25 protein-coding genes, 1 pseudogene and 1 riboswitch are annotated in these 25,520 nt (G+C 70.5%); of the genes and pseudogenes, 17 read left to right on the top strand and 9 right to left on the bottom strand.

Annotated elements, in window-relative coordinates; genetic code table 11:
• Nucleotides 1-88: 88 nt before the first annotated feature.
• Entirely contained in the window at nt 89-2,770 is a 2,682-nt protein-coding gene (locus ACQEVY_RS21940) for an RICIN domain-containing protein (protein WP_432951042.1), read from the bottom strand.
• Nucleotides 2,771-3,263: 493 nt separating this feature from the next.
• Between ACQEVY_RS21940 and ACQEVY_RS21935 the strand changes: the two genes are divergently transcribed.
• From ACQEVY_RS21935 to ACQEVY_RS21925, 3 genes are all read left to right on the top strand, one after another.
• Nucleotides 3,264-4,457 (top strand): DUF418 domain-containing protein, encoded by a 1,194-nt coding sequence (locus ACQEVY_RS21935; protein WP_432955336.1) that lies wholly within the window; start codon nt 3,264-3,266, stop codon nt 4,455-4,457.
• Nucleotides 4,458-4,741: 284 nt separating this feature from the next.
• Entirely contained in the window at nt 4,742-5,425 is a 684-nt protein-coding gene (locus tag ACQEVY_RS21930) for a response regulator transcription factor (RefSeq protein WP_328371016.1), read from the top strand.
• Nucleotides 5,422-6,873, top strand: coding sequence for a HAMP domain-containing sensor histidine kinase (locus tag ACQEVY_RS21925; RefSeq protein WP_432951040.1), 1,452 nt, complete (start codon nt 5,422-5,424; stop codon nt 6,871-6,873). Before ACQEVY_RS21930 ends, ACQEVY_RS21925 begins: the two co-directional genes overlap by 4 nt.
• Before the next feature lie 205 nt (nt 6,874-7,078).
• Here the strand turns inward: ACQEVY_RS21925 and ACQEVY_RS21920 are convergent, their stop codons facing one another.
• Both ACQEVY_RS21920 and ACQEVY_RS21915 read right to left on the bottom strand, forming a co-directional pair.
• Nucleotides 7,079-9,229 carry an MMPL family transporter gene (locus tag ACQEVY_RS21920; RefSeq protein ID WP_432951038.1) on the bottom strand — a complete coding sequence of 717 codons (2,151 nt, stop codon included), beginning with the start codon at nt 9,227-9,229 and terminating at the stop codon, nt 7,079-7,081.
• A gap of 86 nt (nt 9,230-9,315) precedes the next feature.
• The gene (locus tag ACQEVY_RS21915) at nt 9,316-9,690 is read right to left on the bottom strand and encodes a hypothetical protein (RefSeq protein ID WP_432955334.1); all 375 of its coding nucleotides are present in this window, start codon (nt 9,688-9,690) and stop codon (nt 9,316-9,318) included.
• 94 nt (nt 9,691-9,784) lie between these two features.
• Between ACQEVY_RS21915 and ACQEVY_RS21910 the strand changes: the two are divergent.
• From ACQEVY_RS21910 to ACQEVY_RS21900, 3 genes and pseudogenes are all read left to right on the top strand, one after another.
• Nucleotides 9,785-10,015, top strand: a pseudogene (locus ACQEVY_RS21910) (transposase); the annotation flags it as partial.
• A 253-nt stretch (nt 10,016-10,268) separates the two neighbouring features.
• Nucleotides 10,269-11,429 carry a hypothetical protein gene (locus tag ACQEVY_RS21905; protein WP_432951036.1) on the top strand — a complete coding sequence of 387 codons (1,161 nt, stop codon included), beginning with the start codon at nt 10,269-10,271 and terminating at the stop codon, nt 11,427-11,429.
• Nucleotides 11,430-11,442: 13 nt separating this feature from the next.
• Complete coding sequence (locus ACQEVY_RS21900) at nt 11,443-11,934, top strand: Rieske (2Fe-2S) protein (protein ID WP_432951035.1); 492 nt, start codon at nt 11,443-11,445, stop codon at nt 11,932-11,934.
• On the opposite strand, the gene ACQEVY_RS21895 is transcribed toward ACQEVY_RS21900, so the two are convergent.
• Nucleotides 11,917-12,108: an alpha/beta fold hydrolase gene (locus tag ACQEVY_RS21895; RefSeq protein WP_432951033.1), complete on the bottom strand. Its 192-nt coding sequence runs from the start codon at nt 12,106-12,108 to the stop codon at nt 11,917-11,919. The genes ACQEVY_RS21900 and ACQEVY_RS21895 overlap by 18 nt on opposite strands.
• Before the next feature lie 354 nt (nt 12,109-12,462).
• On the opposite strand from ACQEVY_RS21895, the gene ACQEVY_RS21890 reads away from it, so the two are divergent.
• Nucleotides 12,463-12,879: a hypothetical protein gene (locus tag ACQEVY_RS21890; RefSeq protein WP_432951031.1), complete on the top strand. Its 417-nt coding sequence runs from the start codon at nt 12,463-12,465 to the stop codon at nt 12,877-12,879.
• 248 nt (nt 12,880-13,127) lie between these two features.
• Here the strand turns inward: ACQEVY_RS21890 and ACQEVY_RS21885 are convergent, their stop codons facing one another.
• Nucleotides 13,128-13,538 (bottom strand): DUF6069 family protein, encoded by a 411-nt coding sequence (locus ACQEVY_RS21885; RefSeq protein WP_432951029.1) that lies wholly within the window; start codon nt 13,536-13,538, stop codon nt 13,128-13,130.
• Nucleotides 13,535-14,146, bottom strand: a complete 612-nt coding sequence (locus tag ACQEVY_RS21880; RefSeq protein WP_432951027.1) for a TetR/AcrR family transcriptional regulator — start codon at nt 14,144-14,146, stop codon at nt 13,535-13,537. Before ACQEVY_RS21880 ends, ACQEVY_RS21885 begins: the two co-directional genes overlap by 4 nt.
• A 271-nt stretch (nt 14,147-14,417) precedes the next feature.
• Here ACQEVY_RS21880 and ACQEVY_RS21875 point away from each other — a divergent pair, with 271 nt between their 5' ends.
• From ACQEVY_RS21875 to ACQEVY_RS21850, 6 genes are all read left to right on the top strand, one after another.
• The gene (locus tag ACQEVY_RS21875) at nt 14,418-15,461 is read left to right on the top strand and encodes an alpha/beta fold hydrolase (protein ID WP_432951025.1); all 1,044 of its coding nucleotides are present in this window, start codon (nt 14,418-14,420) and stop codon (nt 15,459-15,461) included.
• Between the two features lie 207 nt (nt 15,462-15,668).
• Nucleotides 15,669-15,857, top strand: a riboswitch (cobalamin riboswitch).
• Nucleotides 15,858-15,895: 38 nt separating this feature from the next.
• Complete coding sequence (locus ACQEVY_RS21870; RefSeq protein ID WP_432951023.1) at nt 15,896-16,315, top strand: (2Fe-2S) ferredoxin domain-containing protein; 420 nt, start codon at nt 15,896-15,898, stop codon at nt 16,313-16,315.
• A gap of 69 nt (nt 16,316-16,384) precedes the next feature.
• Nucleotides 16,385-17,374, top strand: coding sequence for an ABC transporter substrate-binding protein (locus tag ACQEVY_RS21865; RefSeq protein ID WP_432951022.1), 990 nt, complete (start codon nt 16,385-16,387; stop codon nt 17,372-17,374).
• A 119-nt stretch (nt 17,375-17,493) separates the two neighbouring features.
• Nucleotides 17,494-18,528, top strand: coding sequence for a FecCD family ABC transporter permease (locus ACQEVY_RS21860; RefSeq protein WP_432955332.1), 1,035 nt, complete (start codon nt 17,494-17,496; stop codon nt 18,526-18,528).
• Complete coding sequence (locus ACQEVY_RS21855; RefSeq protein WP_432951020.1) at nt 18,525-19,370, top strand: ABC transporter ATP-binding protein; 846 nt, start codon at nt 18,525-18,527, stop codon at nt 19,368-19,370. Before ACQEVY_RS21860 ends, ACQEVY_RS21855 begins: the two co-directional genes overlap by 4 nt.
• Nucleotides 19,367-20,068, top strand: a complete 702-nt coding sequence (locus ACQEVY_RS21850; RefSeq protein WP_432951018.1) for a (2Fe-2S)-binding protein — start codon at nt 19,367-19,369, stop codon at nt 20,066-20,068. The genes ACQEVY_RS21855 and ACQEVY_RS21850 overlap by 4 nt, the downstream gene beginning before the upstream one ends.
• A 91-nt stretch (nt 20,069-20,159) precedes the next feature.
• Here the strand turns inward: ACQEVY_RS21850 and ACQEVY_RS21845 are convergent, their stop codons facing one another.
• From ACQEVY_RS21845 to ACQEVY_RS21835, 3 genes are all read right to left on the bottom strand, one after another.
• On the bottom strand, nt 20,160-21,215 hold the full coding sequence (locus tag ACQEVY_RS21845) for a carbohydrate kinase family protein (RefSeq protein WP_432951016.1): 1,056 nt from the start codon (nt 21,213-21,215) through the stop codon (nt 20,160-20,162).
• A 1-nt stretch (nt 21,216) separates the two neighbouring features.
• The gene (locus ACQEVY_RS21840; RefSeq protein WP_432951014.1) at nt 21,217-22,080 is read right to left on the bottom strand and encodes an SAM-dependent methyltransferase; all 864 of its coding nucleotides are present in this window, start codon (nt 22,078-22,080) and stop codon (nt 21,217-21,219) included.
• An 89-nt stretch (nt 22,081-22,169) separates the two neighbouring features.
• Entirely contained in the window at nt 22,170-23,384 is a 1,215-nt protein-coding gene (locus ACQEVY_RS21835) for an FAD-dependent oxidoreductase (protein WP_432951012.1), read from the bottom strand.
• A gap of 388 nt (nt 23,385-23,772) precedes the next feature.
• Here ACQEVY_RS21835 and ACQEVY_RS21830 point away from each other — a divergent pair, with 388 nt between their 5' ends.
• The 4 genes from ACQEVY_RS21830 to ACQEVY_RS21815 are packed head-to-tail and all read left to right on the top strand — an operon-like array spanning nt 23,773 to nt 25,509.
• Nucleotides 23,773-24,132, top strand: coding sequence for a SchA/CurD-like domain-containing protein (locus ACQEVY_RS21830; protein ID WP_328770068.1), 360 nt, complete (start codon nt 23,773-23,775; stop codon nt 24,130-24,132).
• Entirely contained in the window at nt 24,129-24,884 is a 756-nt protein-coding gene (locus ACQEVY_RS21825; protein ID WP_432951010.1) for an SDR family oxidoreductase, read from the top strand. Before ACQEVY_RS21830 ends, ACQEVY_RS21825 begins: the two co-directional genes overlap by 4 nt.
• Nucleotides 24,881-25,261 carry an antibiotic biosynthesis monooxygenase family protein gene (locus ACQEVY_RS21820; protein ID WP_432951008.1) on the top strand — a complete coding sequence of 127 codons (381 nt, stop codon included), beginning with the start codon at nt 24,881-24,883 and terminating at the stop codon, nt 25,259-25,261. Before ACQEVY_RS21825 ends, ACQEVY_RS21820 begins: the two co-directional genes overlap by 4 nt.
• Nucleotides 25,258-25,509 (top strand): phosphopantetheine-binding protein, encoded by a 252-nt coding sequence (locus ACQEVY_RS21815; RefSeq protein ID WP_432951006.1) that lies wholly within the window; start codon nt 25,258-25,260, stop codon nt 25,507-25,509. The genes ACQEVY_RS21820 and ACQEVY_RS21815 overlap by 4 nt, the downstream gene beginning before the upstream one ends.
• Nucleotides 25,510-25,520: the final 11 nt, after the last annotated feature.

Raw genomic sequence — 25,520 nt, 5'->3', positions numbered from 1 at the left:
GCAGGCAGTACTCGACTCCACAGCAGCGCCAGGAACTACCGGCGGGGCCGCAGGCCAATATGCCTGCGGCCCCGCTCGGGCGTCTGGGTCAGGACGGGTCGCCGTACTGGAGGCCGCGGCCGTTGGTGCCGATGTAGACGCGTCCGTAGGTGTCGGGGTCGCCGGTGACGACGCCGCCGCCGCTGATGTTGCCCCACTGGTGGGCGTCGTCGTTGACGCGGAGCCAGGTGGCGCCCTTGTCGGTGGAGCGGAAGACGCCGGTGACGTCCTTGACCGTGCCGATCATGTACAGGGCCTGGTACGAGGCGTCCGGTGCGGCCTTGCCGAAGCCGAGTGCGGAGGCGGACTTCACCGTGTCGAGCGTGGTGAAGGTGCGGCCGCCGTCGGTGGAGTGCAGCAGCCCCTTGTCATGGCCGGAGATCCACAGGTCACCGGCGATGCCGGGGACGGCCGTGAGCCGGCCGGAGGGCAGGTTGGTGGCGCGGGCGGTGAAGGTCGCGCCGCCGTCGGTGCTGGCGTAGAGCGTGCCGTCGGACAGTGAGTAGAAGGTCCTGGCCGAGGAACGGTCGGCGACGACCACGGCGCCGGTGCCCAGGCCGCTGACCTTCGACCAGCTCGCCCCCTTGTCGGTCGAGCGGTACGGGGCCTGACCCTCCTCGGTCCAGACGATGGCGGAGCCGTCCGCCGCGAGCGCGACCTGGCCGCTGTCGGCGCTGCCCACCGGCTCGGACTTGAAGCCGTTCCAGCTGCTGCCGCCGTCGGCGGAGTAGGCGCCGTCCTGATCGCCGCCACGGCCGACGCGGACCATCAGCGAGGGGTCGGACTGGGCGAAATCGATGTCCGTGCTGGTGATCATCATCGGGTTCTTCAGCCGCCCGTCGGGCACCTTGGCCAGGGCGCTGGAGGCGCCGTAGTGGAAACCGCCCAGGTCACCCATGGAGGAGATGACGGTGGCACCGCCGGGCGGGGCGACCGCGTCCTGCACCGCGGTCTCCTCAAGACCTCGGGCCCCCACGGTCCAGTGGCTGGTGCCGCCGCCATCTGTGGCGTTGGCATCCTTGCTGCGCCAGATGCCGCTGCCGGTGCCGTACATCACGTGCCCGGAGTCGAAGGGATCGATGGCCAGGGCGGTCATCCAGTGCCCGGTGCCGGTACCGACGTAAGGAGCGGCGGAGGCGTCCCGCTCCGACTTGTCGGCCAGTGCCTTCCAGTTCGTACCGCCGTCGGTACTCCGGTAGATCTCGTCCTCGGGCCACCAGCGGTCGAGGGTGGTCACCATCACCGTGGACGGCTTCTGCGGGTCGACGGCCAGCCCGGAGAACCCGTAACTGCCCTGGGACGGCGAGACGTTCTTCCACGCCCCGCCGGACGGCGTGTACTTCCACACCGAGCCCGCGGTCACGCCGTTGGGTCCGACGACGTTGGTGTACGTCAGGTACAGCGAGCCGTCACCGGAGAGTACGCCGTGCTGCGGCATCTGGCCGGTGGGCTGCCCGGAGACGGCCTGCCAGGTGCTGCCGCCGTCGGTGGACCGGTACAGGGAGGTGGACTTGTCGGCGACGCCGACGTAGACCGTCTTGCTGTCCTTCGGGTCGTACGTCACGAAGGAGATGCCCGCGCCGCTGCTCGCCCCGTCCTTGACGGGGAACGAGGAGACCTGGCTCCATGCCGCGCCGTGGTCGGTGCTGCGCCACAGGCCGTTCTTGCGGGTGCCAAGGAGCAGGGTGCCGTTGTCCGAGGGGTTGATCACCAGCCGTTCACCCGCCCCGCGGCCGTCCTCGTTGGCGCCCAGCTTGAAGGGCAGGTCGGTGCGCTGGAAGGTGCGGCCCTGGTCCTTGGAGCGCAGGATCTCGCCGTTGCCCGCCCAGCTGTTGGTGTAGGTGCCCGCCGCGAGATAGAGCCGGTCGGGGTCGACGGGGTCGGTGGCCACCGAGTCGATGCCCAGCAGGTTCCAGTCCTTGTCGCCGACCCAGTCGGTCAGCGGGATCCACTGCTCGGCCGCGACGTCCCAGCGGTAGGCGCCGCCCATGTCGGTGCGCGCGTACAGCAGGCCCTTCTCGCGCGGGTTGAACACCAGCCCGGTGACGTAACCGCCGCCCACCACCTGGACGTTGTTCCACACATACGGTCCGGCCGCGGCGGTGGCCGGGGTCTGCGCGGTGCCGGTCCCTGATTCCTGGGCCCCTGCCGCCTGGGTCTCGGCCGTTTTCACCAGCTTCCACTGCTGGTTGGTGCTGCCCTTGCCGGGATACTGGATGACGGCCCCGCCGTCGGCCCTGGAGCCTCCGGAGACGTCCAGGACCTGGCCGCTCCTGCGGGAGGTGAAGGTGACGGCGTCGGAACCGCTCACCTCGTCGAGCCGCCACTCCTGGGAGGCGGAGGAGCTGTCGGTCTGCTGCTCGGCGGCGGCTGCCTGGGCGGTCGAATCGCCCGCTATGCCCAGCACTTTGCCGCTGTTGCGGTTCACCAGCTCGTAGTAGCCGTCCCTGGCGGGTCTCAGCTTCCACTGCTGGTTGGCGGTGTTCTGGTCGGTCCACTGCTGGATGCGGGTGCCGTCGGCGGTGGAGAAGGCGTTGACGTCCAGCACCTTGCCGCTGCGTACGGAAACCAGCCGGTAGTAGGCATCGCCGTCGACCGTCGCGGCCTGCGAGTCCTCCTGCGCGAAGAGAAGGTACGGCACGAGGACGGCGGGTACGCCGAGCAGCAGGCCGGTGGCGGTCCAGCGACGGCGATGACGCCCGCGGCGCCCGCCGTTCGTGGGGTTGTTCATGGGGAGGTGCTCTCCTTGCATGCCGTACACCAGAGGAATGGCGGGTTGGCGTATTCAGGCATCGAAATGGCCAGATACGACTCCTTGTGGTCACAGGCTTCGCAAAGGGTTGCCTTGAGCCGGGAACTTCTGGAACTTCCTTGAAGTCACTTCGTAGTGCGGTAGGCGTTGTTCAGCGTTCAGGTGACGCCGGCCCCCGTCGATCGGCGGGGGCCGTTCGGCCGACCGGCGGGGCAACTCCCGTAACCCGTCGGATGGTTGACCACCCCCGCCCTCCGGCAACGTCGTCCCGGTGACTGAGATCCACAGCGCCAAGAAGGCGCCTCCGCGTTCCTTATCCGCACCCGAGTCCGCCACGGCGCATTCCTTATCCGCGCCCGCCACAGTGCGTGCCGCACCCGAGTCCGCCACGGTGGGTTCCGCACCCGAGTCCGCCACGGCGACGGAAGGGCCGACGCCGGTGGCTCGGACGGCGACGGAACGGCCGACGCCGATGGCGCGGCTGGTCGGGGTGGACCTCGCCCGTGCACTGGCCGTATTCGGAATGTTCGCCGTGCACGTCGGCCCGTTCCCCACGCCCGGGGGCGGCGTCGGCGACTGGTTCCTGGGCCTGGCGAGCGGCCGGGCCTCGGCGTTGTTCGCCACCCTCGCCGGGTTCTCGCTGATGCTGATCGCCGGCCGTCGCGAGCCGAAGACCGGACTGGCCGGCCGGCAGGCGAAGGCCCGGATCGTGATCCGGGCCGTGATCCTGCTGGTGCTGGGCAGCGCGTTGGCGATGACCAACTTCGGCGGCGCCGGAATCCTCAACTTCTACGCGCTGTACTTCCTGCTGGCCCTGCCCCTGCTGCGGCTGCGGGCCAGGACGCTCGCGATCACCGCGGTCGCACTCGCGGTCGTCACACCGCAGCTGGCGTACGGCCTCCGAGCGCTTCTCACCGAGTCGATCGTGACCACCATCGACTCGTACGACCCGATCGCCCGACTCTCCGGCGTGGGCGTACTCGACCTCCTGCTCACCGGCCTCTACCCGGCGATCACCTGGATGACGTTCGTGGTCACCGGCATGGCGTTGGGCCGGCTGGACCTGACCTCCGGCGCGGTGCAGCGGCGGCTCGCCGTGGTCGGTCCCGCGCTGATCGGGTTCGGATACGGCGTCTCGTGGCTGGCGCTCCGCTTGTCCGGCGGCGCTCAGAAGATCGCGGCCAAGATGGCCGACATGAAGGACCCCGGTGCCATGAAGGACCCCGGCATGGCATCGGGATCGGCATCGGGCTCCTTCGACATGCCGGTCGGTGGTGAGCTGTGGGGCCCCGACGCATGGTGGCTGCTGGCAGCCGAGCCGCACACCGGCTCAACGTTCGACCTCATCGGCAGCATCGGAATCGCGATCACCGTGCTCCTGTGCCTGACGGTAGCGATGGACCGACTGCCGTGGCTGCGCCGACTGGCAACCCCGATCATCGCCGTCGGCACGATGTCCCTGACCCTCTACGTCGCCCACATCCTGGTCATCCTCGCCCTCCCCGGCGAAGCGGCCACCCCACCGCAGTCCGCCTCCGCCGCACTGCTGCTCTGGTTCATCACCGGGGCCACCCTGTTCGCGGCGATCTGGTCCCGCTTCTCCCGCCGCGGCCCGCTGGAGCACCTGCTCAACGGCGCCACCAAACTGGCGAATCGCGTCCGATGAGCCTCGGACGGGTACCCCGGTAGGGGCAGCAAGCCAGAGGCCGCAACGACACCCTCCGACAACGGGCCTGACTCGGAGGCAGGCCTAACTACCTCCCGATCCGGGCCACTTCACTTCGCGTAGCGAAGCGGCAAGGACCACCCGGCGGGGAACGCTTCGGGTCGATGTCGGCAAGTCGGTACAGCACGGCCCGCGGGCACCACAGCGGCGACGCTCTAATCCTGGCCTCAGGTTGATCGGGGAGAATGAGCGGCAAAAGCATCGACTGGAGGGGGCGGGCCGGCGTGCGGATCATGATCGCGGATGACGAGGCGGCCATCCGTGAGTCGCTGGAGCGGGTGCTCCAGGTCGAGGGTTACGACACCAGCACCGTCGCCAACGGTCTCGCCGTGCTCGACGGGGTCGGTGGCGACGCGCCGGATCTGCTGATCCTCGACGTGATGATGCCCCGCCTCGGCGGGTTGGAGACTTGCCGGCGGTTGCGGGCGGCGGGTCGGGATCTGCCGGTACTGATGCTGACCGCCCGGGATCAGGTCTTCGACCGGGTCGCGGGGCTGGACGCGGGCGCCGACGACTATCTGCCCAAGCCGTTCGCCACCGAGGAGTTGCTGGCCCGGGTCCGGGCCCTGCTGCGCCGCCGCGCGCCGGGCGACGAGGAGTCGCAGATCCTGTCGTTCGCCGACGTCCGGGTCGATCCCGACAGGTTCGAGGCGTGGCGGGGCGGGCGGCCGCTGCGCCTGACCCGGACCGAGTTCTCCCTGCTGCAGGTGCTCGTGAGCAACGCGACCCGGGTCCTGACCCGCGACGCGCTGTTCGAGGCGATCTGGGGCTTCGACATGAGCGCCACCGCCAACAACCTCCAGGTGTACGTGAGCTACCTGCGCCGCAAGATGGAGGCCGAGGGTGAGCCGCGATTGATCTACACGCTGCGCGGCCTGGGTTACGTGCTGCGGGAGACTCCTCCGTGAGCAGGCCCGCCGGCCGGGAACCGCGCCGGCTGACCCGATGGTGGCGCCGGCGGTCCCTGCGGGCCAGGCTGACGGTGATCGCGGCGACGGCCATCGCGGTCAGCGTGTTCGTGGCCTTCCAGGTGGCCAGCGAGCTACTGGGCTGGGAGCTGCGGGACACCGCCGAGAATCAGCTGCGCGCCGACTCCCGCGTCCTGGCGACGAACGCGGAGCGCGCCGGTCTGGCGCAGGTCCAGCTACCGCCGTATCCCGGGTCCGGTCGGCTGGTGCGGGTCATCCTGCCCGACGGCTCGATCCGGACGCCGGCCGGCCAACCCGCGCTGCCCCCGGTCAGCGAGCACGCCGGGCGCGTGGCGCAGGGCGCGTCGGCCGACCTGATGGAGTCGAACGACAGCGACGAGGACGGCTACGTCATCTACACGCTGCGGGCGGGCGACGGCGCGGTCCAGGTGGCCCAGGTCGCCGACGACAGCCCGATCAACCGGTTCGGGTTCGGCATGCTGCTGATCGGGCTGCTCTGCGTGGTCGGCGGCGCCCTTGTCGGGCGGACCGTGGCACGGACCGGGCTGGCACCGATCGACCGGCTGACCGCCGCCGCGGTACGTGTCGCGCACACCCGGGATCTCGACGCCGACATCCCGGATGAGGGCGGTGGGGAGATCCGGCGGCTGATCCAGTCGATCAACGACATGCTCGCCGCGCTCCGCGACTCCCGGCGGGCCCAGCGGCTGCTCGCCGAGGACGCCGCCCACGAGCTCAAGACCCCGCTCACCAGCCTGCGCCTCAACGCCGAGCTGCTGATCCGGCTCGATCAGCGCGGCACCCTGGACAGCGCACTGCCGGCGGAGAGCCGGACCCGGCTGCTCAACGATCTCGGCGCCCAGGTGGCCGAGTTGAGCACCCTTGTCGCCGAGCTGACCGACCTGGCGCGCGGTGACGTCAGCGACGAGAACACCGAGCTGCTCGACCTCGCCGACGTGGTGGTGGCCGCCGCGACCCGGGCACGGTCCCGCGTGCCCGACATCGAAGTCGCGCTCGACGTGACCTCCGTGTGGGTGAGCGGGCGTCCCGCTGCGCTCCAGCGGGCGGTGCTCAACCTCATCGACAACGCCGGCAAGTGGTCCCCCGCGGACCAGCCGGTCCAGGTCCGGCTCCGTGCCGAGAGCGCGTCGGCGGTGCTCGAGGTCGACGACGCCGGGCCGGGCATCGACGCCGCCGACGTACCGCGGGTGTTCGACCGGTTCTACCGTGCCGACAGCGCCCGGGCGTTGCCGGGATCCGGTCTGGGGCTGTCGATCGTGCAGCGGGTCGTCGACGCCCACGGCGGCCGGGCCACCGTCGCCCGCTCCGCACGCGGTGGCGCGCTGCTTCGGGCCGACCTTCCGGCCGCGGCCCCGCCCGCCACGATCGCGCGGCTCACCGCCGGGGATGACACCGCGGCGCACTGACCCGCCCCGGCGGCGCGGCGCAGGGCAAGGGACGGCGGCCCTCGGGCATGGCCCCGCGCGGCTCACCGTCGGGGCAGGACACCGCGGTGCGCCGACCCCAGCCCCGGCGCGTGGCGCAGGACCAAAGGGCGGCGGCCGTCGGGCCCATGAAAGAATCCGGGACGGGCCTGGAGGCCCGTCCCGGATCTCGTCCGTGCCGCCGCGCTCACCGTTGCAGCGCGGGCTCCTCGTCGTCGGCGAGCGACTGTTGACCGTCCGGCAGCTCCGCCGCTGGACGGGACAGCTGGCTCGGCCACCACATCCGCCGGCCGATCAGCAAGGTGAGGGCGGGCACCAGGACCGACCGCACCAGCAGGGCGTCGAGCAGCACGCCGAAGGCGACCAGGAACCCGACCTCGATCAGCATCACCAGCGGAAGTGTGGCGAGGACCGCGAACGTGGCCGCCAGGACCAGGCCTGCCGAGGTGATGACGCCACCGGTGGCGGAGAGGGCTTTGAGCATGCCCTCTCTGGTGCCGAGACGCACGGTCTCCTCCCGGGCCCGGCTGGCCAGGAAGATGTTGTAGTCGACGCCGAGCGCCACCAGGAACAGGAATGCCAGCAGCGGCACCGAATAGTCGATCCCCTTGAACCCGAGGACCGTGTCGAAGACGAACACGCTGCCGCCGAAGGCTGCGGCGAATGAGACGATCACGGTGGCCATCAGGACCAGCGGGGCCAGGATCGCGCGCAGCAGCAGCCCGAGGACGATCAGGACGACGGCGAGCACCAGCGGGATCACCAGCTTCTCGTCGCGCTTGGTGGTCACCTCGGTGTCGAGGTTCTCCGCACTCGGCCCGCCGACGATCGCCTCCGCCCCGCTCACCGCGTGCACGGCGGTGCGCACCCGCTTGATCGTGTCGTACTCCGCGACGGTGTCCGGCGCGTCCTTCGGGAAGACGGAGATGTTGGCCCAGCCACCGCTGGTCTGCTCCGGGATGGCCTGGGCCACACCGCGAGTGTCCTTGACGATGTCGAGCACCCGCTCCTGGTGCGCCGGCCGCGTGAAAATCGTCATCGGCTGGCCGCCGAGCTCCGGGAAGTGCTGGCGGAGAACGGTGAAGCCGGTGACCGACTCCGGCGCGGACAGGAACTGGTCCTGCTCCCGCAGGTTGCCGGTGTTGCCCGCCACCCCGAGGGCGAGCACGCCGAGGACTCCGAGCGAGCCGAGCGTCGCCACCCACCGGCGGCGGCTGATGGCGGTGCCGAGCCGTCCCCACAGCCCCGGCTTCTCCTCCACGGCCGTGCTGAACCGCGGGACGGCCGGCCAGAAGATCCGCCTGCCGAGCACCACGAGCACCGCCGGGAACAGCGTCAGCATGGCCACCAGCGCGCACAGGATGCCGGCCGCACCGATCGGGCCCAACCCGCTGGTGCTGTTCAGGTCCGCGACGAGCAGGCAGAGCAGGCCGGCGACCACGGTGGCCGCGGACGCGACGATGGCCGGCGCCGCGCCGCGTAGCGCGTGGACCATCGCGACCCGGACGTTCTCATGGTGGTGCAGTGCCTCCCGATATCGAGCGATGAGCAACAGCGCGTAGTCCGTGCCGACGCCGAATACCAGGATCGTCAGCAGCGCCGAGTTCTGGTCGTTGACCACGATGCCGAAGCCCTTGACGAGCAGGTAGACGGTCCCCATCGAGGTCAGTGCGGCCGCGCCGACGGCCACCAGCGGGATGATCCACAACACCGGGCTGCGGTAGGTGAGGATGAGCAGGATCGTGACGACGACGATGGTGGTGAGGAGGACCTGCACGTCGATGCCGTCGAAGACGGCATCCATGTCGCCGTCGATCGCGCCCGGGCCGGTCACGTCGAGTTCCAGGCCGGAGGGGCGGTCCTTCGCGGCGTCACGTAACGGGCCGACGATGTCCTCCGGTCCGCCGTAGGCCGTGCTCACCTCGAGGGTGAACATCATCGCCTTGCGGTCGGTGGAGGGGCTCGTCGGTGAGCCCTCGTCGTCCTCGCCGGCCGCCGCCGTCGCCTTCGGCGGGTACCGCTTGGCAAGGGTGTTGTAGTGGCGCTCGACCGTCGCGCGGTCGGCGTCGGTCATGTCGCCGTCGCGGTGGTACACGAAGACGAACTCGCTGGCGTCACCCTCGGGGAGACTGTCGTCCAGCACCGCCACCTTGGTGGACTCGGCACTGGCCGGCAGGGTGTCCACGGCGCTGTCGGTGGTGACCGAGCTCAACTTTCCGCTCAGCGGCACCATGCCCGCCGCCAGCACCAGCCATAAGCCAATCACCAACCAGGGCACCCACCGGCCTGCCAACCGACCGGCCGGCGCTTCCCCGGACGGCGCTGCGTTGACTGCCATCACTAGCCTCCTACATACGGGTTACATCGCTTATCTGGATGCCTACTTCGTACTGAGCGAAGCTGAGACGACTGTTAATACGGTGCTCAGGCCGGTTGGCCGAACCAGGTGCTCAGCGCACGCACCGGCGTGGTGGCGTCGAGGTCCTGCCCGGTAGGCAAGGCCCATGCGACACAGCCGTCGGGCCGGATGAGCAACGCGTCGACGTCCACCCGGTCCGTGCGGGCGGTGACGGTGTTGACCCGTCCGGTCCACGCGGCCGCGGCGTCGCGGGCCTCCGCGCGGTCGACGAGGTCGAGCAGGAGCCCACGACCCTCACGCAGCAGGCCCGCCGACCGGGTCACCGCGGTGACGACGTCCGGGTCGGGCCGCTCCAACGTCAACTTCATGTCCGGGCACAGGGTGCCGACGAACCGGTGGTCGTCGCCCAGGTCGTACGGGACGTCCGTGCCGGCGAGCATGGCGGCGACGTACCGGTGGGCGTCGTCGAGGTCCATCAGGTCGGAGAACATCTCCCACAGCGCCCTCGTCTGCGGGTCGGGTCGCATCAGGGCTCCTGTCGGGCTGGTGGGGCGGATCCGCAGCGACCGGGTGATGCGGCTGCCGAAGCCCTCGATCAAGGAGTACGCGCTGGCCTGTCCCCAGGGCGGGCGACCGCCGAAGCACGCCAAGGAGTTCCGCTTCGCCAACCCCGAGACCTGGCCCGAGGCGGCGATCACCACCGTCACCGACACCACCAACTACGGCAAGGCCGAAGCCCAGGCGTGGGACCGGGTCCACCCGAGGCCTGGCAGAGCGTGCCGGTCGGCCCACGGGGCGACGAGAGCCATATACGACAGCGTCGGCCGTCGAGCATCCGTCCGGCCTCTGCACCGCGCCGGTTTAAGGACGGGTTCTAACAGTCGTCTCAGGTTCGCTCGGTAGGAAGCAGGCATCCAGACAAGCGATGCAACCCGTATGCAGGAGGCTAGTGATGGCAGTCAACGCAGCGCCGCCAGGGAAAGCGCCGCCCGGGCGGTTGAGGTTAGGGGCGGCCATCATGGCGCTGGCGACGGCGTTCGCTGTCGCCGCCTGCGGGTCGGACACCGACAACAGGGCGGCGCCCGCCGCGCCCAGCTCGCACAGCGCGCACGCGGGCGGGTCATCGGCTCCACCGCAGCCGCTGCGCGCCGGCGAGCGGTTCGTCGACCGGAAGATGGCCGAGGCCTACACGCCCGCGCCGCCGAAGGGCAGCACGGACGAGTACCGGTGCCAGGTGATCGACCCGGGCCTGACCAAGACGGCGTTCCTGACGGGGACCCAGTTCACGCCGGAGAACGTCGCCATCGCACACCACGCCATCGTGTACGCGGTGCCGCCGGGCGGCGCTGCCGCGGTGCGCGAGCAGGACGCGAAGACCCCCGGCCTCGGCTGGCAGTGTTTCGGCGGGACCGGCGTGGTCGGCGCCGAAGTAGAAGAGGGGGACGCGGCGTGGGTGGACACCTGGGCGCCGGGGGCCACGGAGACGCTGCTCGACCATGACGCCGGCTACAAGCTGGAGCCGGGCAGCCTGCTCGTCCTCCAGATCCACTACAACCTGCTCGCGACCGACGGCAAGCCGGCCGGGTCGGACCGCTCGGCGGTGCGGCTGCGGCTGACGGACGGCACGCCGCAGACCCGGGAACTCGAGACGTGGTCGCTCGACGCGCCGACCGACCTGCCCTGCGCCGCCGACGAGTCGGGTCCGCTCTGTGACCGGGCGGCCTCGATCGCGGACGTGAGGAAGCGGTTCGGGGCGGATGTCGGCGGTATGGCGGACGAACAGGTGGAGGAGTGCAACCAGGGCGGGGCGCCGAAGCCCGGTGACACCCAGACCTGCGACCACAAGGTGGAGGCGCCGACGACGCTGTTCGCCGGTTTCGGCCACATGCACATGCTCGGGCGGTCCATAAAGGTCGAACTCAACCCGGGCACGCCGAAGGCCAAGGTCGTGCTGGACGTGCCGCAGTTCGACTTCGACAACCAGCGGCTGATGAAGCTGCCGTCGCCGGTGGAGGTCGGCCCGGGGGACACGCTGCGGGTGACGTGTACGCACGACGCCAAGCTGCGCAAACTGCTGCCGCAGCTGAAGAAGCTGCCGCCGCGCTACGTGGTGTGGGGCGACGGCACCAGCGACGAGATGTGCATTGGCATCATGGCGGTCTCCCCCCGCGAGTCCTGACGAAGCGCCGAACGTGTGTGAGCTCGCTGAAGTCAACAAGCCGAAAAACACCACTGTTTGCGCTCAGGAGGCATCGTCTTTGCCAGATCCAACACGCCGCACGGTTGTCTGCGGCCTGCTAGCCGGTCTGGTCGCACCGGTTTCCCTAGCCGCCTGCTCGTCCGAGACACCCGCCGCCAACCCGTCCGCCGGAGGATCCTCCGGCTCCGGTGGCACGCCGTTGGCCAAGCTGGCCGACGTCCCGGTCGGCAGCGGGGCGATCGTGGATGGACCGTCAGGCAAAGTCTTGATCGTCCGGCCATCGGAGAACGAGGTCAAAGGGCTCGACCCGGTCTGCCCGCACGCGGGCGTCACCGTTTCCCAACCGGCGGGCGGCACCATCACATGCCCCGGCCACGGCAGCGTTTTCGACGCCGCGACCGGCGACATGAAGAAAGGGCCGGCGACCCGCGGCCTGACCCCGATCCCGGTGAAGATCAGCGGCGACTCAGTCGTGACCGCCTAGAAAGGTGCCGGCGGCCCGCCGGAACTCGGCGGGCCGGTCGACCCAGGGATAGTGGCCGCCCTGGTCGATCAGCACGACATCACCGTTCGGGAAAAGCCTCGCCAGCACCTTCACCGGCCGCACACCCGTCAGACAGACCTGCGCGCCACCGAGCACCAATGTCGGTGCCTTCACCGCAGCGAGCCTTCCGGCCAGGTCTTCCGGTGGCTGCACGCTGACACTTGCGCACGGAAGCAGCCAAGGCTCCTCGGAAATAGCTCTAGCCTCGGGCTTTCATGAGTGCCGGCAGGCTGTCCAGCAGTCGATCACGCAAGCAGAAAGTTCCTCTGACCAGCGAGAATAAGGATTCTTGAGGCCCTTGTTCCCGCGTCCGTCGGAGGCACTTCCCAGGTGAAGAAGCGTATCGGGTGAGTTAGGCCGTCTCTTTCGGATCATCGAATCCTTGGTGTGTGAGCGCTCATCGGTTGGGCACCTTCGACGGCTTCTGTAGCCTGGCGTTGATCTTGTGTCGGGGGAGCTGAGCTGACCGTGGTGAACATCCTGTCCGTGGCCATCGGTGCCGGTTTCGGCCTCATAGGGGCCGTGTTCGGTTCTTGGTTCACCGCGCGCCGACAAGACCGCATGTGGCTTCGCGAACAGAAGCTCAAAGCCGGGATCGGATTCAACACTGCCGTGACTCAGCTGATCGACTACCTCCGGGAATCACAGCTGAGTGACGACGGTGCCGGGGGTAACGAGCTGTCGGGCCGGATGCAGGAAGCCCGGTCGGCCCTCTACCTGGTGTGTGCCGACGACACCGTCGAACTCGCCGACACTCTCGCGCGTCGGGTCTGGAAGTCCCGGCCCAGTGAGGGCAGGGACGATCGCAGGGTCGAGCACCAGGAGACGTTGGACCTACTTCGCCGCTTTACCCGTCAGCTCCGGCGAGAGATCGCCAGGACGTAGTCTCAGGCGCATCAGCGATCGGACCAGAGGAAGATGCCTGTGATGTGGAGTCCGGCCAGGTAGTTGGTGCGATCTTCTCGTAGCGCGTGGCGATGCCTCGTCACTGCTTCAGGCGGTTCGCCGGTGGTGCGGTTGCATCGCTGTTCATCTCGGTCGTGGTGGGCACTCTGACGGTCATCCCCGGCCGCGCGACGCTCTGGCAGGCTGCTTCCATCTGGTGCTGTTCGTGGCGTACTTGGTGCTGGCGGTCACCCCCTGGCGGCACCCGCTCCCGCCCCGGGGGATCTGCCGCCCAGCCCCGGGATCAGGACCGCCGCCACCGCCAGGTGCATCAGAGCGAGGGAGACCCGGGTGCCGCCGTCCATGCCGTCGCCGATGAATGGCAGGAAGGAAAGGGCCAGTACGGCGCCGGCCACCCCGGTCCAGATGGCGTGGGCGCGCCGCGCCCCGAACCGCTCCAGGGCGGCCAGCAGTCCCCAGCCGGAGAGCGACGCGAGCAGTGCGACGACCGCCACGGGCACGGCGCCGATGTCGAGCGTCTGCTCGCCGTCGGCGATTCGCAGCCGGTGCCCCAGCAGTGGGTCCGCGACCAGCCACACCAAAACGGGGGCCAGGACGGCCAGGGCCGTGACTCCCAGGCGCCTTTTCCGCTCGCTCACTTGGCGCCCCCCGAGAGCGCCCCGTGCAGGAAGACCTCGACCAGCTCCTGCGGGGTCAGGTCGGGCTCGTCCTCCGTACGCGGCTGGGTGAAGAGCAGCCCGAAGAAGAGGGCCGCGATCTGCTCCGGCGGCCGGCGCAGGGCCGCCTTGTCTGGCTCTAGCAACTCCACAAGGGCCGCGCGGATACGGGTCATCGACTCGTCGCGGCCCGCGCCGCGTACCGTGCCGGGGTGCTTGCCGCCGCGATGTCCCAGCGAGCCGAGGATCGCGCCCATCCTGTCCATGTGTGCCTGCAGCGCCTCGGCCGCCTCCGCGAGCCGGTCGGGCAGCGGCTGGGATACGTCGATCGCGTCGAGCTCGCGGACCGCGTGCTCGGGGGAGAGCGCCTCGGCCATGCAGGCCTGCAGCAGCTCGTCCTTGTCGGCGAAAACCCGGAAGATCGTGCCCTCGCCGATGCCCGCGGCGCGGGCGATCTTCGCGGTCGTCACCGCGGCGCCGTACTCGGCGATCAGCGGGATCGCGCTCTGGATGATCATCGCGCGCCGCTCCTCCGGCAACATGCCGGGGGCGCGGCGGCGGGTGGTCTGGTTCTCCTTAGGGGCTGTCATGACCGCAAGAGTACGGAGTGAGTACTCACTCCGTCAATGAGTGAGTACTCACTCCGCCCATCTCTCGGGTGGCGAGAACGGGCGCCTGCGCCAGCACTCACTCGACGATCCAGCTTGCCGTCCGCCACTGACAACGCCCTTTCCGTACATGTCGGTTCGCGCGGTTAGCGGAGGCGAAACCTCGCCGAAATCCCTTGTGGGACAAGGGCCCTACGCTGGAACCGAGCGCCTGGAGCCGTATTTTCCGCGGCCCGGAACGGGAGGTGAGCCGGTGGTCGACGTCCCGCGACAGCGCCCGCGGCGCACCATGCGGCTGCGGCCGGTGGGCGACGGAGAACTACGGCTGCACCACCGCGTCGTGCACGGCTACCGCCGTGCCTACCGCATGGCAGGCCAGGGCCCGGTACTCGTCCTGATCCACGGCATCGGCGACTCCTCGGCGACCTGGGCCGAGCTCATCCCCGACCTCGCCCGCACCCACACGGTGATCGCCCCCGACCTGCTCGGCCACGGCGCCTCGGAGAAGCCCCGGGCCGACTACTCGGTCGCCGCGTACGCGAACGGGGTGCGCGACCTGCTGTCCACGCTCGACATCGAACAGGCCACGCTGGTCGGGCACTCGCTCGGCGGCGGCGTCGCCATGCAGTTCGCGTACCAGTTCCCGGAGCGCACGGAGCGGCTGATCCTGGTCAGTGCGGGCGGCGTGGGCCGCGAGGTGAATCCCGTCCTGCGGGCGGTGTCGCTGCCCGGCGCCCATCTGATGCTCTCCGCGCTGCGCCTGCCCGGCATGGGTGTGCAAGCACGCCTGTTCGCCCACCTGATGCGACTCCTCGACACCGATCTGGGCCAGGACGCACCAGAGTTGCTCACCCTCGTGGACGCGCTTCCCGACGCGACCTCGCGCAGCGCCTTCATCCGTACCCTGCGCGCCGTGGTCGACTGGCGCGGCCAGGTGGTGACCATGCTCGACCGCTGCTACCTCACCGAGGGCATGCCCACGATGCTGATATGGGGCGACCGGGACAGCGTGGTGCCCGTACGGCATGCGTACGGGGCGCACGAGGCGATGCCCGGCAGCCGCCTGGAGATCTTCGAGGGGGCCGGGCACTTCCCGTTCCACACCGACCCCGCGCGGTTCCTCTCCCTCGTCGAGGAGTTCACGCGTACCACCGGACCGGCCGACTGGAGCCGGGAGAACTGGAGCGGACTGCTCCGCGCCGGACGTCCGGGCAGCGCGGCGGGACAGCCGGACACCGCGCAGAACCGGGCCGTGGAGCGGGGCATGAGAGAGGCGAGCGAGCGCAGCGCGACGTGATGCCGCGCGGCCCGGTCTCTTCGGAGGCCTTCTCATCTAGCCCAAACTTGCCAGGACTTCGGGTGACGACCCGAGCGGGGAAGCCTTCCTCGCCGAAAGCGGGCGTTCCCGGAAGCGCCACAGAGTGCGCGTCAGCTTCGCTTGTCGGGCAAGAGGCTGTCGGGCAAGAGGCGTAACACCCCCTAGGTACGGCCCTGATGACGCGCCGTGTTCCAGATGCGATGATGCTCGGCGACAAGGCGACGGCGGACGAGGAAGCCGGTGTGAATCCGGTGCGGTCCCGCCACTGTGATCGGCGAGCGGATCCCGAACAGGCCACTGCCCGAAGGCGGGTGGGAAGGCCGGGACGAGCTTCGACCCGAGAGCCAGGAGACTCACGCGGTCGCCTCCTCGACGAACCCGGGGCGGATTTCCCCGGAGGAGGGTGGTTCGGCATGCCCGTGAGGCCGGCCGAGGAGGCGTACGAGAGCCCGGAGGGCAGAGGACCGGTCGAGGCGAGACCGCCCGGCCCGGTGCCGTGCCGGGTCGTCGTGTGCCGGGACTGCTGCTGCGGCAGCCCCAAGGTGACCGGCGTCGATCACACGGCGCAGACCGCGCGCCTCCGTGAGGCCGCCCCCGTACGCGTCTCCGCCTGCCTGGACGTGTGCGATCAGGCGAACGTGATCGTCGTACAGCCCTCCGCCGCCGGACGGGCCGCCGGGGCGCGGCCGGTCTGGCTCGGCCTGGTCAACGACCCGGCCGCGACCGAGGACATCGCCGCCTGGGTGCGGGCGGGCGGCCCCGGCATCGCTCCCCGGCCCGAGATCCTCGACCTCTACGCCTTCACTCCGCCTCGGCGCCGCGCGGTCTCCTGAGACCGGCAGCCCGCGCGCCGACCGTCCGCGCGCCGACCGTCCGTAGCACCCGTACGAGAGGAACTCCCTATGACGGGCCGACGCCCGCTGTCCTACCTGCTGGCCATGGCCACAGCTCTGCTGATCTCCGGATGCGGCACAAGCGCCCAGGACAACGCCGGTGGCGCCAAGGGCCCGGCCGCGAAGGGCTTCCCGGTCACCGTGTCCAACTGCGGGGTGAAGACGACGTTTCAGCGCCCGCCGCAGCGCGCGGTGTCGCTGAACCAGCACGCGACCGAGGTGATGCTGGCGCTCGGGTTGGAGAAGTCGATGGTCGGCACGGGCTATCTCGATGACGAGATCCTCCCCGAGTACCGGGCTGCCTACGACAAGGTCAAGGTGCTGTCGAAGGAGTACCCGTCGTACGAGACGCTGCTGGCCGCCGAGCCCGACTTCGTCTACGGCGGCTGGGCCTCCACCTTCGACGAGAAGGAGGGCCGCTCCCGTGACGCCTTCACCAAGGCCGGCATCAACACCCGCCTCAACCTCGAGGAGTGCCCGTCCGGGCCGGTGACCATGACCTTGATGGACAAGGAGATCCGCGAGGTCGCCAAGGTCTTCGGCGTCCCGGCGCGGGCCGAGCGGCAGATCGAGCGGCTGCACGCCACCCTGGACGAGGTGGAGGAGCGGCTCGAGGGCGTCGAGCCGGTCAAGCTGTTCGTCTACGACAGCGGCGACAAGACCGCCTTCACCGCGGGCGGTGCGGGCATCGGCAACGACATGATCGAGCGGGCCGGCGGGGTCAACCTCTTCGCCGAGCTCGACAAGCCCTTCGGTGACGTGTCGTTCGAGCAGGTGGCCGAGCGGGCGCCCGAAGTCATCGTCATCTACGACTACGGCGACCAGACCGTGGCGCAGAAGAAGGAGTTCCTGCTCGCCAACCCGGCGCTGAAGGACGTACCCGCCATCAAGAACCAGCGGTTCGCGGTGCTGCCGCTGTCCTCCACCGTCCTGGGCGTACGGGTGCCCGCGGCCGTGGAGGCGCTGGCCCGTCAGCTCCACCCGGACCGCTTCCGGTGACCGGTGTGACGGAGCCGGCCGCCGCCGGTCGAGACGCCGAGAAGGACGGCGCGGGCAGCGCGCCCAGGGCTGCCGAGGCGGTCGGCAAGAGCTCTCCCGGCGCTGGGGCAGCGCAGTCCGTGACCGGCGGCCGCCGCAGGCTCCCCTACGCCTTGGTGCTGGTCGGGCTGGGCGCCTTGGTGGCGGTGGCGGCGACGTTCGGGATCGCGGCCGGTTCGGTCACCATCCCGGCCGGGGAGGTGTGGGGCATCCTCCTCCACCAGGTGCACCCCGCCCTGGTCGAACCGACCTGGCCCCCGGTGCGCGAGACGATCGTCACTGACGTCCGGCTGCCGCGCGTGCTGCTGTGCGCGGTGGTGGGAGCCGGACTGTCGGTGGCGGGGATGGCGTTGCAGGCCCTGGTCCGTAACCCGCTCGCCGATCCGATGCTGCTGGGCGTGTCGTCGGGGGCGAGCGTCGGCGCGGTGCTGGTCCTCGTCTTCAACGTGACGCTGTTCGGCGCCTTCTCGCTGCCGCTGGCGGCGTTCTGCGGCGCGCTGGCGGCCCTGGTCGCGGTGTACTTCCTGGCCCGCTCCGGCGGACGGATGACCACCGTGCGGCTGGTACTGGCGGGCGTGGCGATGGCCGAGGTGCTGTCGGCCGTGGCGAGTTTCCTCGTGGTCACCTCCAACGACCCCCACAAGACGCAGTCGGCGCTGCGTTGGATGCTCGGCGGACTGGCCGGCACCACCTGGACGATGGTGTGGATCCCGGCCGGCGCGGTCCTGCTCGGCACGGCCGTCCTGCTCGGCGTGAGCCGTCCGCTGAACCTGCTGCTCGCCGGGGAGGAGGCCGCCGCAGCCCTCGGCCTGGACGTCCACCGCTTCCGGGCCGCGCTGTTCACCGTGGTCGCGCTGATGATCGGCACGATCGTCGCGGTCAGCGGCCAGATCGGCTTCGTCGGCCTGATCCTGCCCCACGTCGTACGACTCCTGGTCGGGGCCGACCACCGCCGTGCGCTCCCGGCCGCGGCCCTGCTCGGCGCGGCCTTCCTGATCGCCGCCGACCTGGCCGCACGCACCCTCATGAATCCCGAGGAGATCCCCGTCGGCATCCTCACCGCCCTGGTCGGCGGCCCGTTCTTCCTCTGGCTGATGCGCAGGAGGGCACGATGACCGTACGGCCGGAAGCGGCACCCGGGGCCTTGGACATCGACGACGTGTCGGTGGTCGTCGACGGCACGCCGCTGGTGAACCAGGTGTCCCTGACGGTGTCTGCCGGGGAGATGGTCGGGCTCGTCGGCCCGAACGGCGCCGGCAAGTCCACGTTGCTGCGGACCGTCTACCGCGCGCTGCGTCCCACCTCGGGACGGGTGCTGCTGGACGGGGCGGACGTCTGGCGGATGCCCGGCAAGCGGCTGGCCCGGCACCTGGCGGCCGTTTTGCAGGAGCACGCCGGGGACTTCGAGCTCACCGTGTACGAGGTGGTGGCCATGGGCCGCACCCCGCACAAGCGCCCCTTCGCGGGCGACGACGCCGACGACCGCGCCATCGTCACGGCGGCCTTGTCGGAACTCGACGCCGCCGACCTGGCCGAGGCACCCTTCGAGCGGCTGTCGGGCGGGGAGAAGCAGCGCGTCCTGATCGCCCGCGCGCTCGCCCAGCGGGCCGGGACGATGGTGCTGGACGAGCCCACCAACCACCTCGACCTGCGCCACCAGCTCGACGCACTCCGGCTCGTCCGCCGCCTCGGGGTCACCGCCGTGGTCGCGCTGCACGACCTCAACCTCGCCGCGTCGTTCTGCGACCGCCTCTGCGTGATGGAGGCCGGACATGTGGTCGCCCACGGCGCACCACGGGACGTCCTCACCCCCGCCCTGCTGGCCGACGTCTACCGCGTCGAGGCGGACGTCACCGAACATCCCCGCACCGGCCTGCCCCAGGTGACGCTGCTTTCCGGCAGCGACCTGACCGGAGACCGCCCGCCCGGACAGCGACAGGGGGCCGCGCAGTCATGACCGCACCTACACCCGCATCCGCTCGCGCGCCCGCCGAGGCCGTCGCCGCAGCCCTGGAGGACGCGGCGGCTCTCGGAGGATTCTTCACCCTGGCCGTGGGCGGACCGGGCCAGGGCTGGCATCCCGTCACCGACGCCTACGCCCGCGGTTTCACCGACCTCGCGGAGGCGGTTGCCGACCGCTACGACACCCGCGAGGCACGCATCGGCGTCTCCATCGCCCAGCTCGGACACGCCGCACGCCTGTGGTCCCCGGTCCTGGCCTGCACGCTCCTGAACGGCATCGTCCCCGACCTGGCCGGGCTGCACCGCGCCGACGACGGCCCCACCCTGCGGCTGCCCGCCCCCACCGGCTGGTACGCCGACCGGATCCCGCACCTCACCGAGGCGCTGTACGAGTTGGTGGTCGAGCAGCACCTGAACGCGCTGGCCGCCGGGCTCCGGGTCAAGATCTCCCCCCGCCTCCTGGACGGAAACACCGCCTCCGCACTGGCCGGGACAGCCCAGGTACTCCTGACGGCACGGCCGGCCCTGCGCGGCCCGCTCACCGAACTCACCACCGACCTCCTGGCCACCGGACGCCTGACCGGCACCGGCCACTTCACCGGCCCCGCCCTGACCTTCCGCCGCCGCAGCTGCTGCCTCTTCTACCGCACGCCGACGGGCACGAAATGCGGAGACTGCTCCTTGGCCCGATGAAGCATGCGGGCACGACCGCGCAGCGCAGCGGGATGCCTCCTCCTTCACGCGGTGTCGGTCCCTGCTCCGACGGACCGGCCGCCGTACCGCATCAACTCGATGTCGCCACGGCCGATGCCCGACGAGCGTCGGCCATGCCCCGGCGGGCGTCCGTCGTCCGCGTTCGCCCGACGTGCCGCAGATCCCGTACGAGCCCTTGTGCCGTCCGGTGGTCGTAGGCGGAGGCCAGAGTGGTGAGCAGGCGCCGCGGCGTGAGTTCGTAATCCTGCGATCCGAGGCCGCCCAGCGCCTCGGCCGCCAGCACGCATCCCAGGCGCGCTGCGACGGCGGGGGAATGACCCCAGCCACAGGCGGCCAGGAACCCCGCGCGAAAGGCGTCGCCCACCCCCGTGGGATCCGCCACCGGCACTCCCGGGACGGTGGGCACCGTAGTGCTGCGCCCATCGGCGCTCTCGATGCGTACGCCGCCCGCGCCGAGGGTGGTGACCCACGCGCCGACCCGGCCGAGCACCTCTTGGCCGCACCATCCGGTGCGCTCCAGGAGGAGGGCGGATTCGTACTCGTTGGTGAAGAGCCATCGGGCGCCGTGCACGAGTTCACGGACCTCGGCGCCGGTCAGGCGGGCAAGTTGCTGGGACGGATCCGCCGCGAAGGGCACGCCGAGTTCCCGGCACTGCTCGGTGTGGAGCCGCATGGCTTCGGGGTCATCGGGTGAGACGACGACAAGGCCGATGTCCTGATCTCCTGTCAGGAGCTGCCGGAGGTCGATGTCGCGTGCCTCGGCCATCGCGCCGGGATGGAAGGAGGCGATCTGGTTGGAGTCCTGGTCCGTCATGCAGACGAAGCGGGCTGTTGGCTGCCGGGCCGACACCCGCACTCCGGAGGTGTCGACGCCGTGTTCCTTCAGCCAGATCCCGTAGTCGGCGAAGTCGCCTCCCACCGCGCCGACCAGCAGGGGATCCAGGCCGAGCAGGCCGAGCCCGTAGGCGATGTTGGCCGCGGCCCCGCCACGGCGCGTCTCGAGGCTGTCGACGAGAAACGACAGTGACAGCGTGTGCAGCCGGTCGGGGATCAGCAGCTCCGTAATACGGCCGGGAAAGGTCATCAAGTGGTCGGTGGCGATGGACCCGGTGATGGCGATACGCATGTCAGCCCCCTCCTGCTGCGGCGCTCTCCGCCGCGTCGGTTCGGACCGCCTCGGCCAGCCACATCCGGGCGGCACCGACACGTTCCGGGTCGGTCAGCTCGGGGACCGGACGACCGTGGCGGGCGGCGAGTTCGGTCTGCGGTACCACGGTCGCCGCCCACCCGTGCTGGGCAAGCCACGTGCGCGGGTCCTCGACCGTGGAGCGCCATTCGGCGCCGACCTTGCGCAGCCGCTCGTGCACCGCCCTCATCTGCGGAAGTTCGGTGTAAGCCTGGTTGATGTGCTCGATCGCCAGTCGGCTGCCCGGAGCCGAGAGCGATCCGATGCGGTCGAGCAGAAGGTCGTTGTCGGCCGGTTCCAGATACATCATCAGGCCCTCGACCAGCCAGGCGGTCGGCTGCTGTGGATCGAAGCCGGCGGTGAGCAGCGCGGCGGGCCAGTCATCGCGGAGGTCGGCCCGTACCGCTGTCCGGTCGCAGGCCGGGCGGGCCTCGCGCACTCCCAGTACGGCCTCCTTGAAGGCCATCAGCCCGGGCAGATCGATCTCGAAGAGCCGGAAGCCGTCCGGCCAGTCAAGGCGGAAGGCCCGGGTGTCCAGGCCCGCCGCGACCAGGACGGCCTGACGGCAGCCGGCCTGCGCGGCGGCCCGGAAGTAGTCGTCGAAGAAGCGGGTGCGCAGGACGAAGTGTCCTTGGTTGAGGCGGCCCGCCTCGGCGACCTGGATCCATCCGACGGCGTCGACGAAGGACTGCGCGTACGGGTCGGTGAACAGCCGGTCGGGCCGGGCGTCCTCGGTCGCCCGAGCCTGCGCGATGATGACGGCGGTCCGGCTGACCCCACTGGTGGGGCGGACTTGGGTGGTCATGGGTGTTCTCCCGTTGTCGGAGGCCTGTTGCCTGGGGCCCGTTGTCTGGGGCCTGTTGTCTGGGGCGCACCGGCTGTGCAGGCGAGGGCTCACGCCGCCGTCTGTGGTCCTGGGACCAGGTCGGTGTCCATGGTGAGTTCGTAGGTCTTGCGGTACACCAGCCGGTCGAAGGCCACCCGCATGAAGGCGTCGCGCAGCAGGCACACGGCCGGGTTCTGCCAGCGGCTGAGCACTCCGTTGGCCCGGGAGCGGCGGGCGATGCGTACGGCACGGTCCCTGCGGCGTCGCTCGTAGACGGCGAGCGCGGTGGGCACGTCGTCGGCGGGCGTACCGGACAGGCACTGGGCGAGTACGACCGCTCCTTCCATGGCCTGGTTGGCCCCCTGGCCGAGGTTGAAGGTCATCGGCTGCGCGGCGTCGCCGACGAGCGTGACGCGGTCGGTGCTCCAGCGGGGTACCGGGTCCCGGTCGAAGATGTCCACGGGCAGGATCTCGGGTTCCGCGGTGGCTTCGATCAGAGCCGGTACGGGGTCCGGCCAGTGGCCGAACTCCCGTAGCAGAGCTTCCCGGACGCCGAGTCCGAGGGAGGTGGCCGTCCGGCCGAGGTCGCGTCCGATGCGGTCGCTGAGCACGGCGTCCCAGTAGACCGCGTTGTCGTCGAGGCGGTAGTGGACGAAGAAACTTCCCTCTCCGAAGGTGTTGACGAACACTCCGGCAGGAACCTGGTCGAGAGGCAGGTCGACGATCCCCTGACAGGCCGTCATTCCCGCGTAGCGGGGCGGTGGCTCGTACGGCATCAGGCGGTGCCGGACCGTTGAGCGCAGGCCGTCGGCCCCGATGAGCAGCGGGCCGCGGATCGTACGGCCGTCCTCGAACCGCACCGTCACCCCGTCGGTGTCCTCGGTGAAGTCCGTACACCTGGCGCCGAGCACCAGGTCGTCGCCGACCAGGTCGGTGAGCATGCCGTGCAGAGCGGGACGGCTCACCGTATAGGCCGGGACACCGTACCGACGGGCACCCTGCTCGATGGACCAGTCGGCGAGTGTGCCGCTGCGCCGGGACCGGAACCGGTAGCGGTGGAGTTCGGCCCCGATCGCGTCCAGGTGCTTGTCCAGGCCGATGGTGCGCAGCGCGAGCACTGCGTTGTGCCAGACGACCAGACCGTTGCCGGCCGCCGCCGCGCCCAGCGCCGGGGCCCGTTCGTACGCCTTCGCGGGGATGCCGGCGGCTCGCAGGGCCAACACGGTGGTCAGCCCGGCGATTCCACCGCCCATGACGATGACCTCCTCGCGGTCGTGGGTCATTGCGTCTCCTCACGTGGAATCGGCACGGGATGCAGCGCGCGGCTGCAGGCAGAAGCAGTACGGGGCGTGCACGCCGAAGCAGTACGGCGCGACGGGGGGAAGGCCGCGCCGCACTGCCCCGAACGCTAGGGCGACGGCACGACCGGCGTCTTCCCGCGCGGGGACGAACCGGCCGACCACCGCCGGGAGGAGAGCCCCGCCCCTGGGTGGAGGACCCCGTGCGGAGGGAGGAGAGCTCCCCCCGGGTGGGGAGAGCGAATCTCGCCCGGCCGCTGGAAGACCCGGGCGCGGCCCGAACGGCAGGCTGGCCGCAGCCGGTTACCCGCCGGTCGGCACATCCCGTTCCGTGCCATCCCCTTCCGTGTCATCTCGTGAGGAGAGATCTGCGATGGAGCGTTACGCGATCAGCTTCCGGGTCAAGCCCGGCACCGAGGCCGTGGTCAAGGACCTGCTCGCCAACTACACGCCACCGGAGTGGGTCACGCCCGACGGGGCGCGGCTGCTCGGTACCTCGATCTTCATGAAGGACGGCCTGGTCGTCCGCATGATGGAGATCGACGGCAGCCTTCCCCGGGTGATGGCCCACCTGGCCAGGCAGCCCGCCATCCAGGAACTGGAGCGCAAGCTCGACGAGTTCCTGGTCGAGCCCCGCGACATGAGCTCGCCGGCCGGGGCCAGGGCGTTCTTCCAGAAGGCGATGATGGAGCACGTCACCACCCGGGTCGCCGTCTTCGAGCAGGACGCGTGAGCGCCCCCCGGACCCTGCTGGTCACCGGCGCGACCGGCCGACTGGGCGAGGCCACGGTGCGGTGCCTCGCCGACCGCGGTGACCAGCTGCTGCTCACCGGCCGGAACGAGAACCGGCTCGCCGAACTGGCCGCCGCCTTCGGCGGTTCCGGAACGGTCGGGACTCTGCCGACCGACGCCACGCAGCCGGAGGGCGCTCAGCACGCGGCAGCCGAGGCGGTGCACCGGTTCGGCCGGCTGGACGGCCTGGTGCATCTCGTGGGCAGCTTCTCGGTGGGCCCGGTGATGCTCACCGACGTATCCGCGTACGAGGAACAGCTGAAGGCCAACTTCCTGTCGGCGGTGGTCGCCACCCAGGCGGTCCTGCCCCACCTGAGCGAGGGCGGACGACTGGTCTACTTCGGCACTCCGCTGGCTGCTGAGCCGCTCGCCGCGATGTCCTCGTACGCCGCCAGCAAGGCGGCCCTGACCACCTGGATGCGCTCGATGGCCCACGAGGTCAAGAACCGTGGGATCCACGCCAACCTGATCTCGCTGACCCTGGTCGAGACCCCCGAGATGCGCAAGGAGATGCCGCACGTCGACCCCGCGCTCACGGTGGAGGCCGAACTGGTCGGCCGCGCCGTCCGGTTCCTCACCGGCACGGAGTCCGACGGACTGTACGGCGGTGTGGTGCCCGTCGTCGGGAAGTTCGGCTTCAGCTCCGCGCTGGCGGGCGGGCCACCTCCCGGCGCCGGAAGGCCGGCCCGGTGAGCGTGTCCAAGGCCCGGGTGGTCTTCCTGATCCGCGTCCCCGCCGAACGGCGGCAGGAGTTCCTGGACGCCTACGACAAGATCCGGTTCCTGGTGGCCACGGGCGTTCCCGGTCATGTGAAGGACCAGGTCTGCCAGTCCGCCACCGATCCGGAGCAGTGGCTCATCACCAGCGAGTGGCGCGACATCGCGGACTTCGAGACCTGGGAGAGGTCCCCGGAACACCGGGACCTGGTGAAGCCGATGCGCGACTGCTTCACCGAAGCCCGCTCGCTGCGCTTTCACATCCATACGTCGACTGCGTCGGCCTCGTCGACCGAGCACGCCGTATCCACGACACCGTCAGCCGGCACGGCCGGCGAAGGAGAAGAGACATGAGCACCTTGGAAACCGTACGGAGTGAACTGACCGCCATGCTCGCCGCTGTCGGCCTCGACCCGGACCTGGGTGAGTCGGCGTTCGGCAAGTCCTTCGAGGCCCTCGACCTGGACTCGCTGGCCCGCGTCGAACTGGCCAGCCGGATCAACAGCCGCTACGGCATAGACATCGAGGAGGAGATCACGCCGGAGAGCACGCCCGCCGACGTCGAGCGACTTCTCGACGCCCGCCTTTCCGCAGCGGCCTGAGGACGGAGACA

This window comes from Streptomyces sp. CA-288835, assembly GCF_050936385.1.
GTDB lineage: Bacteria > Actinomycetota > Actinomycetes > Streptomycetales > Streptomycetaceae > Streptomyces.
Note: the sequence above shows the minus strand (reverse complement) of the source record. Positions and strands in the feature narration are given on the sequence as shown.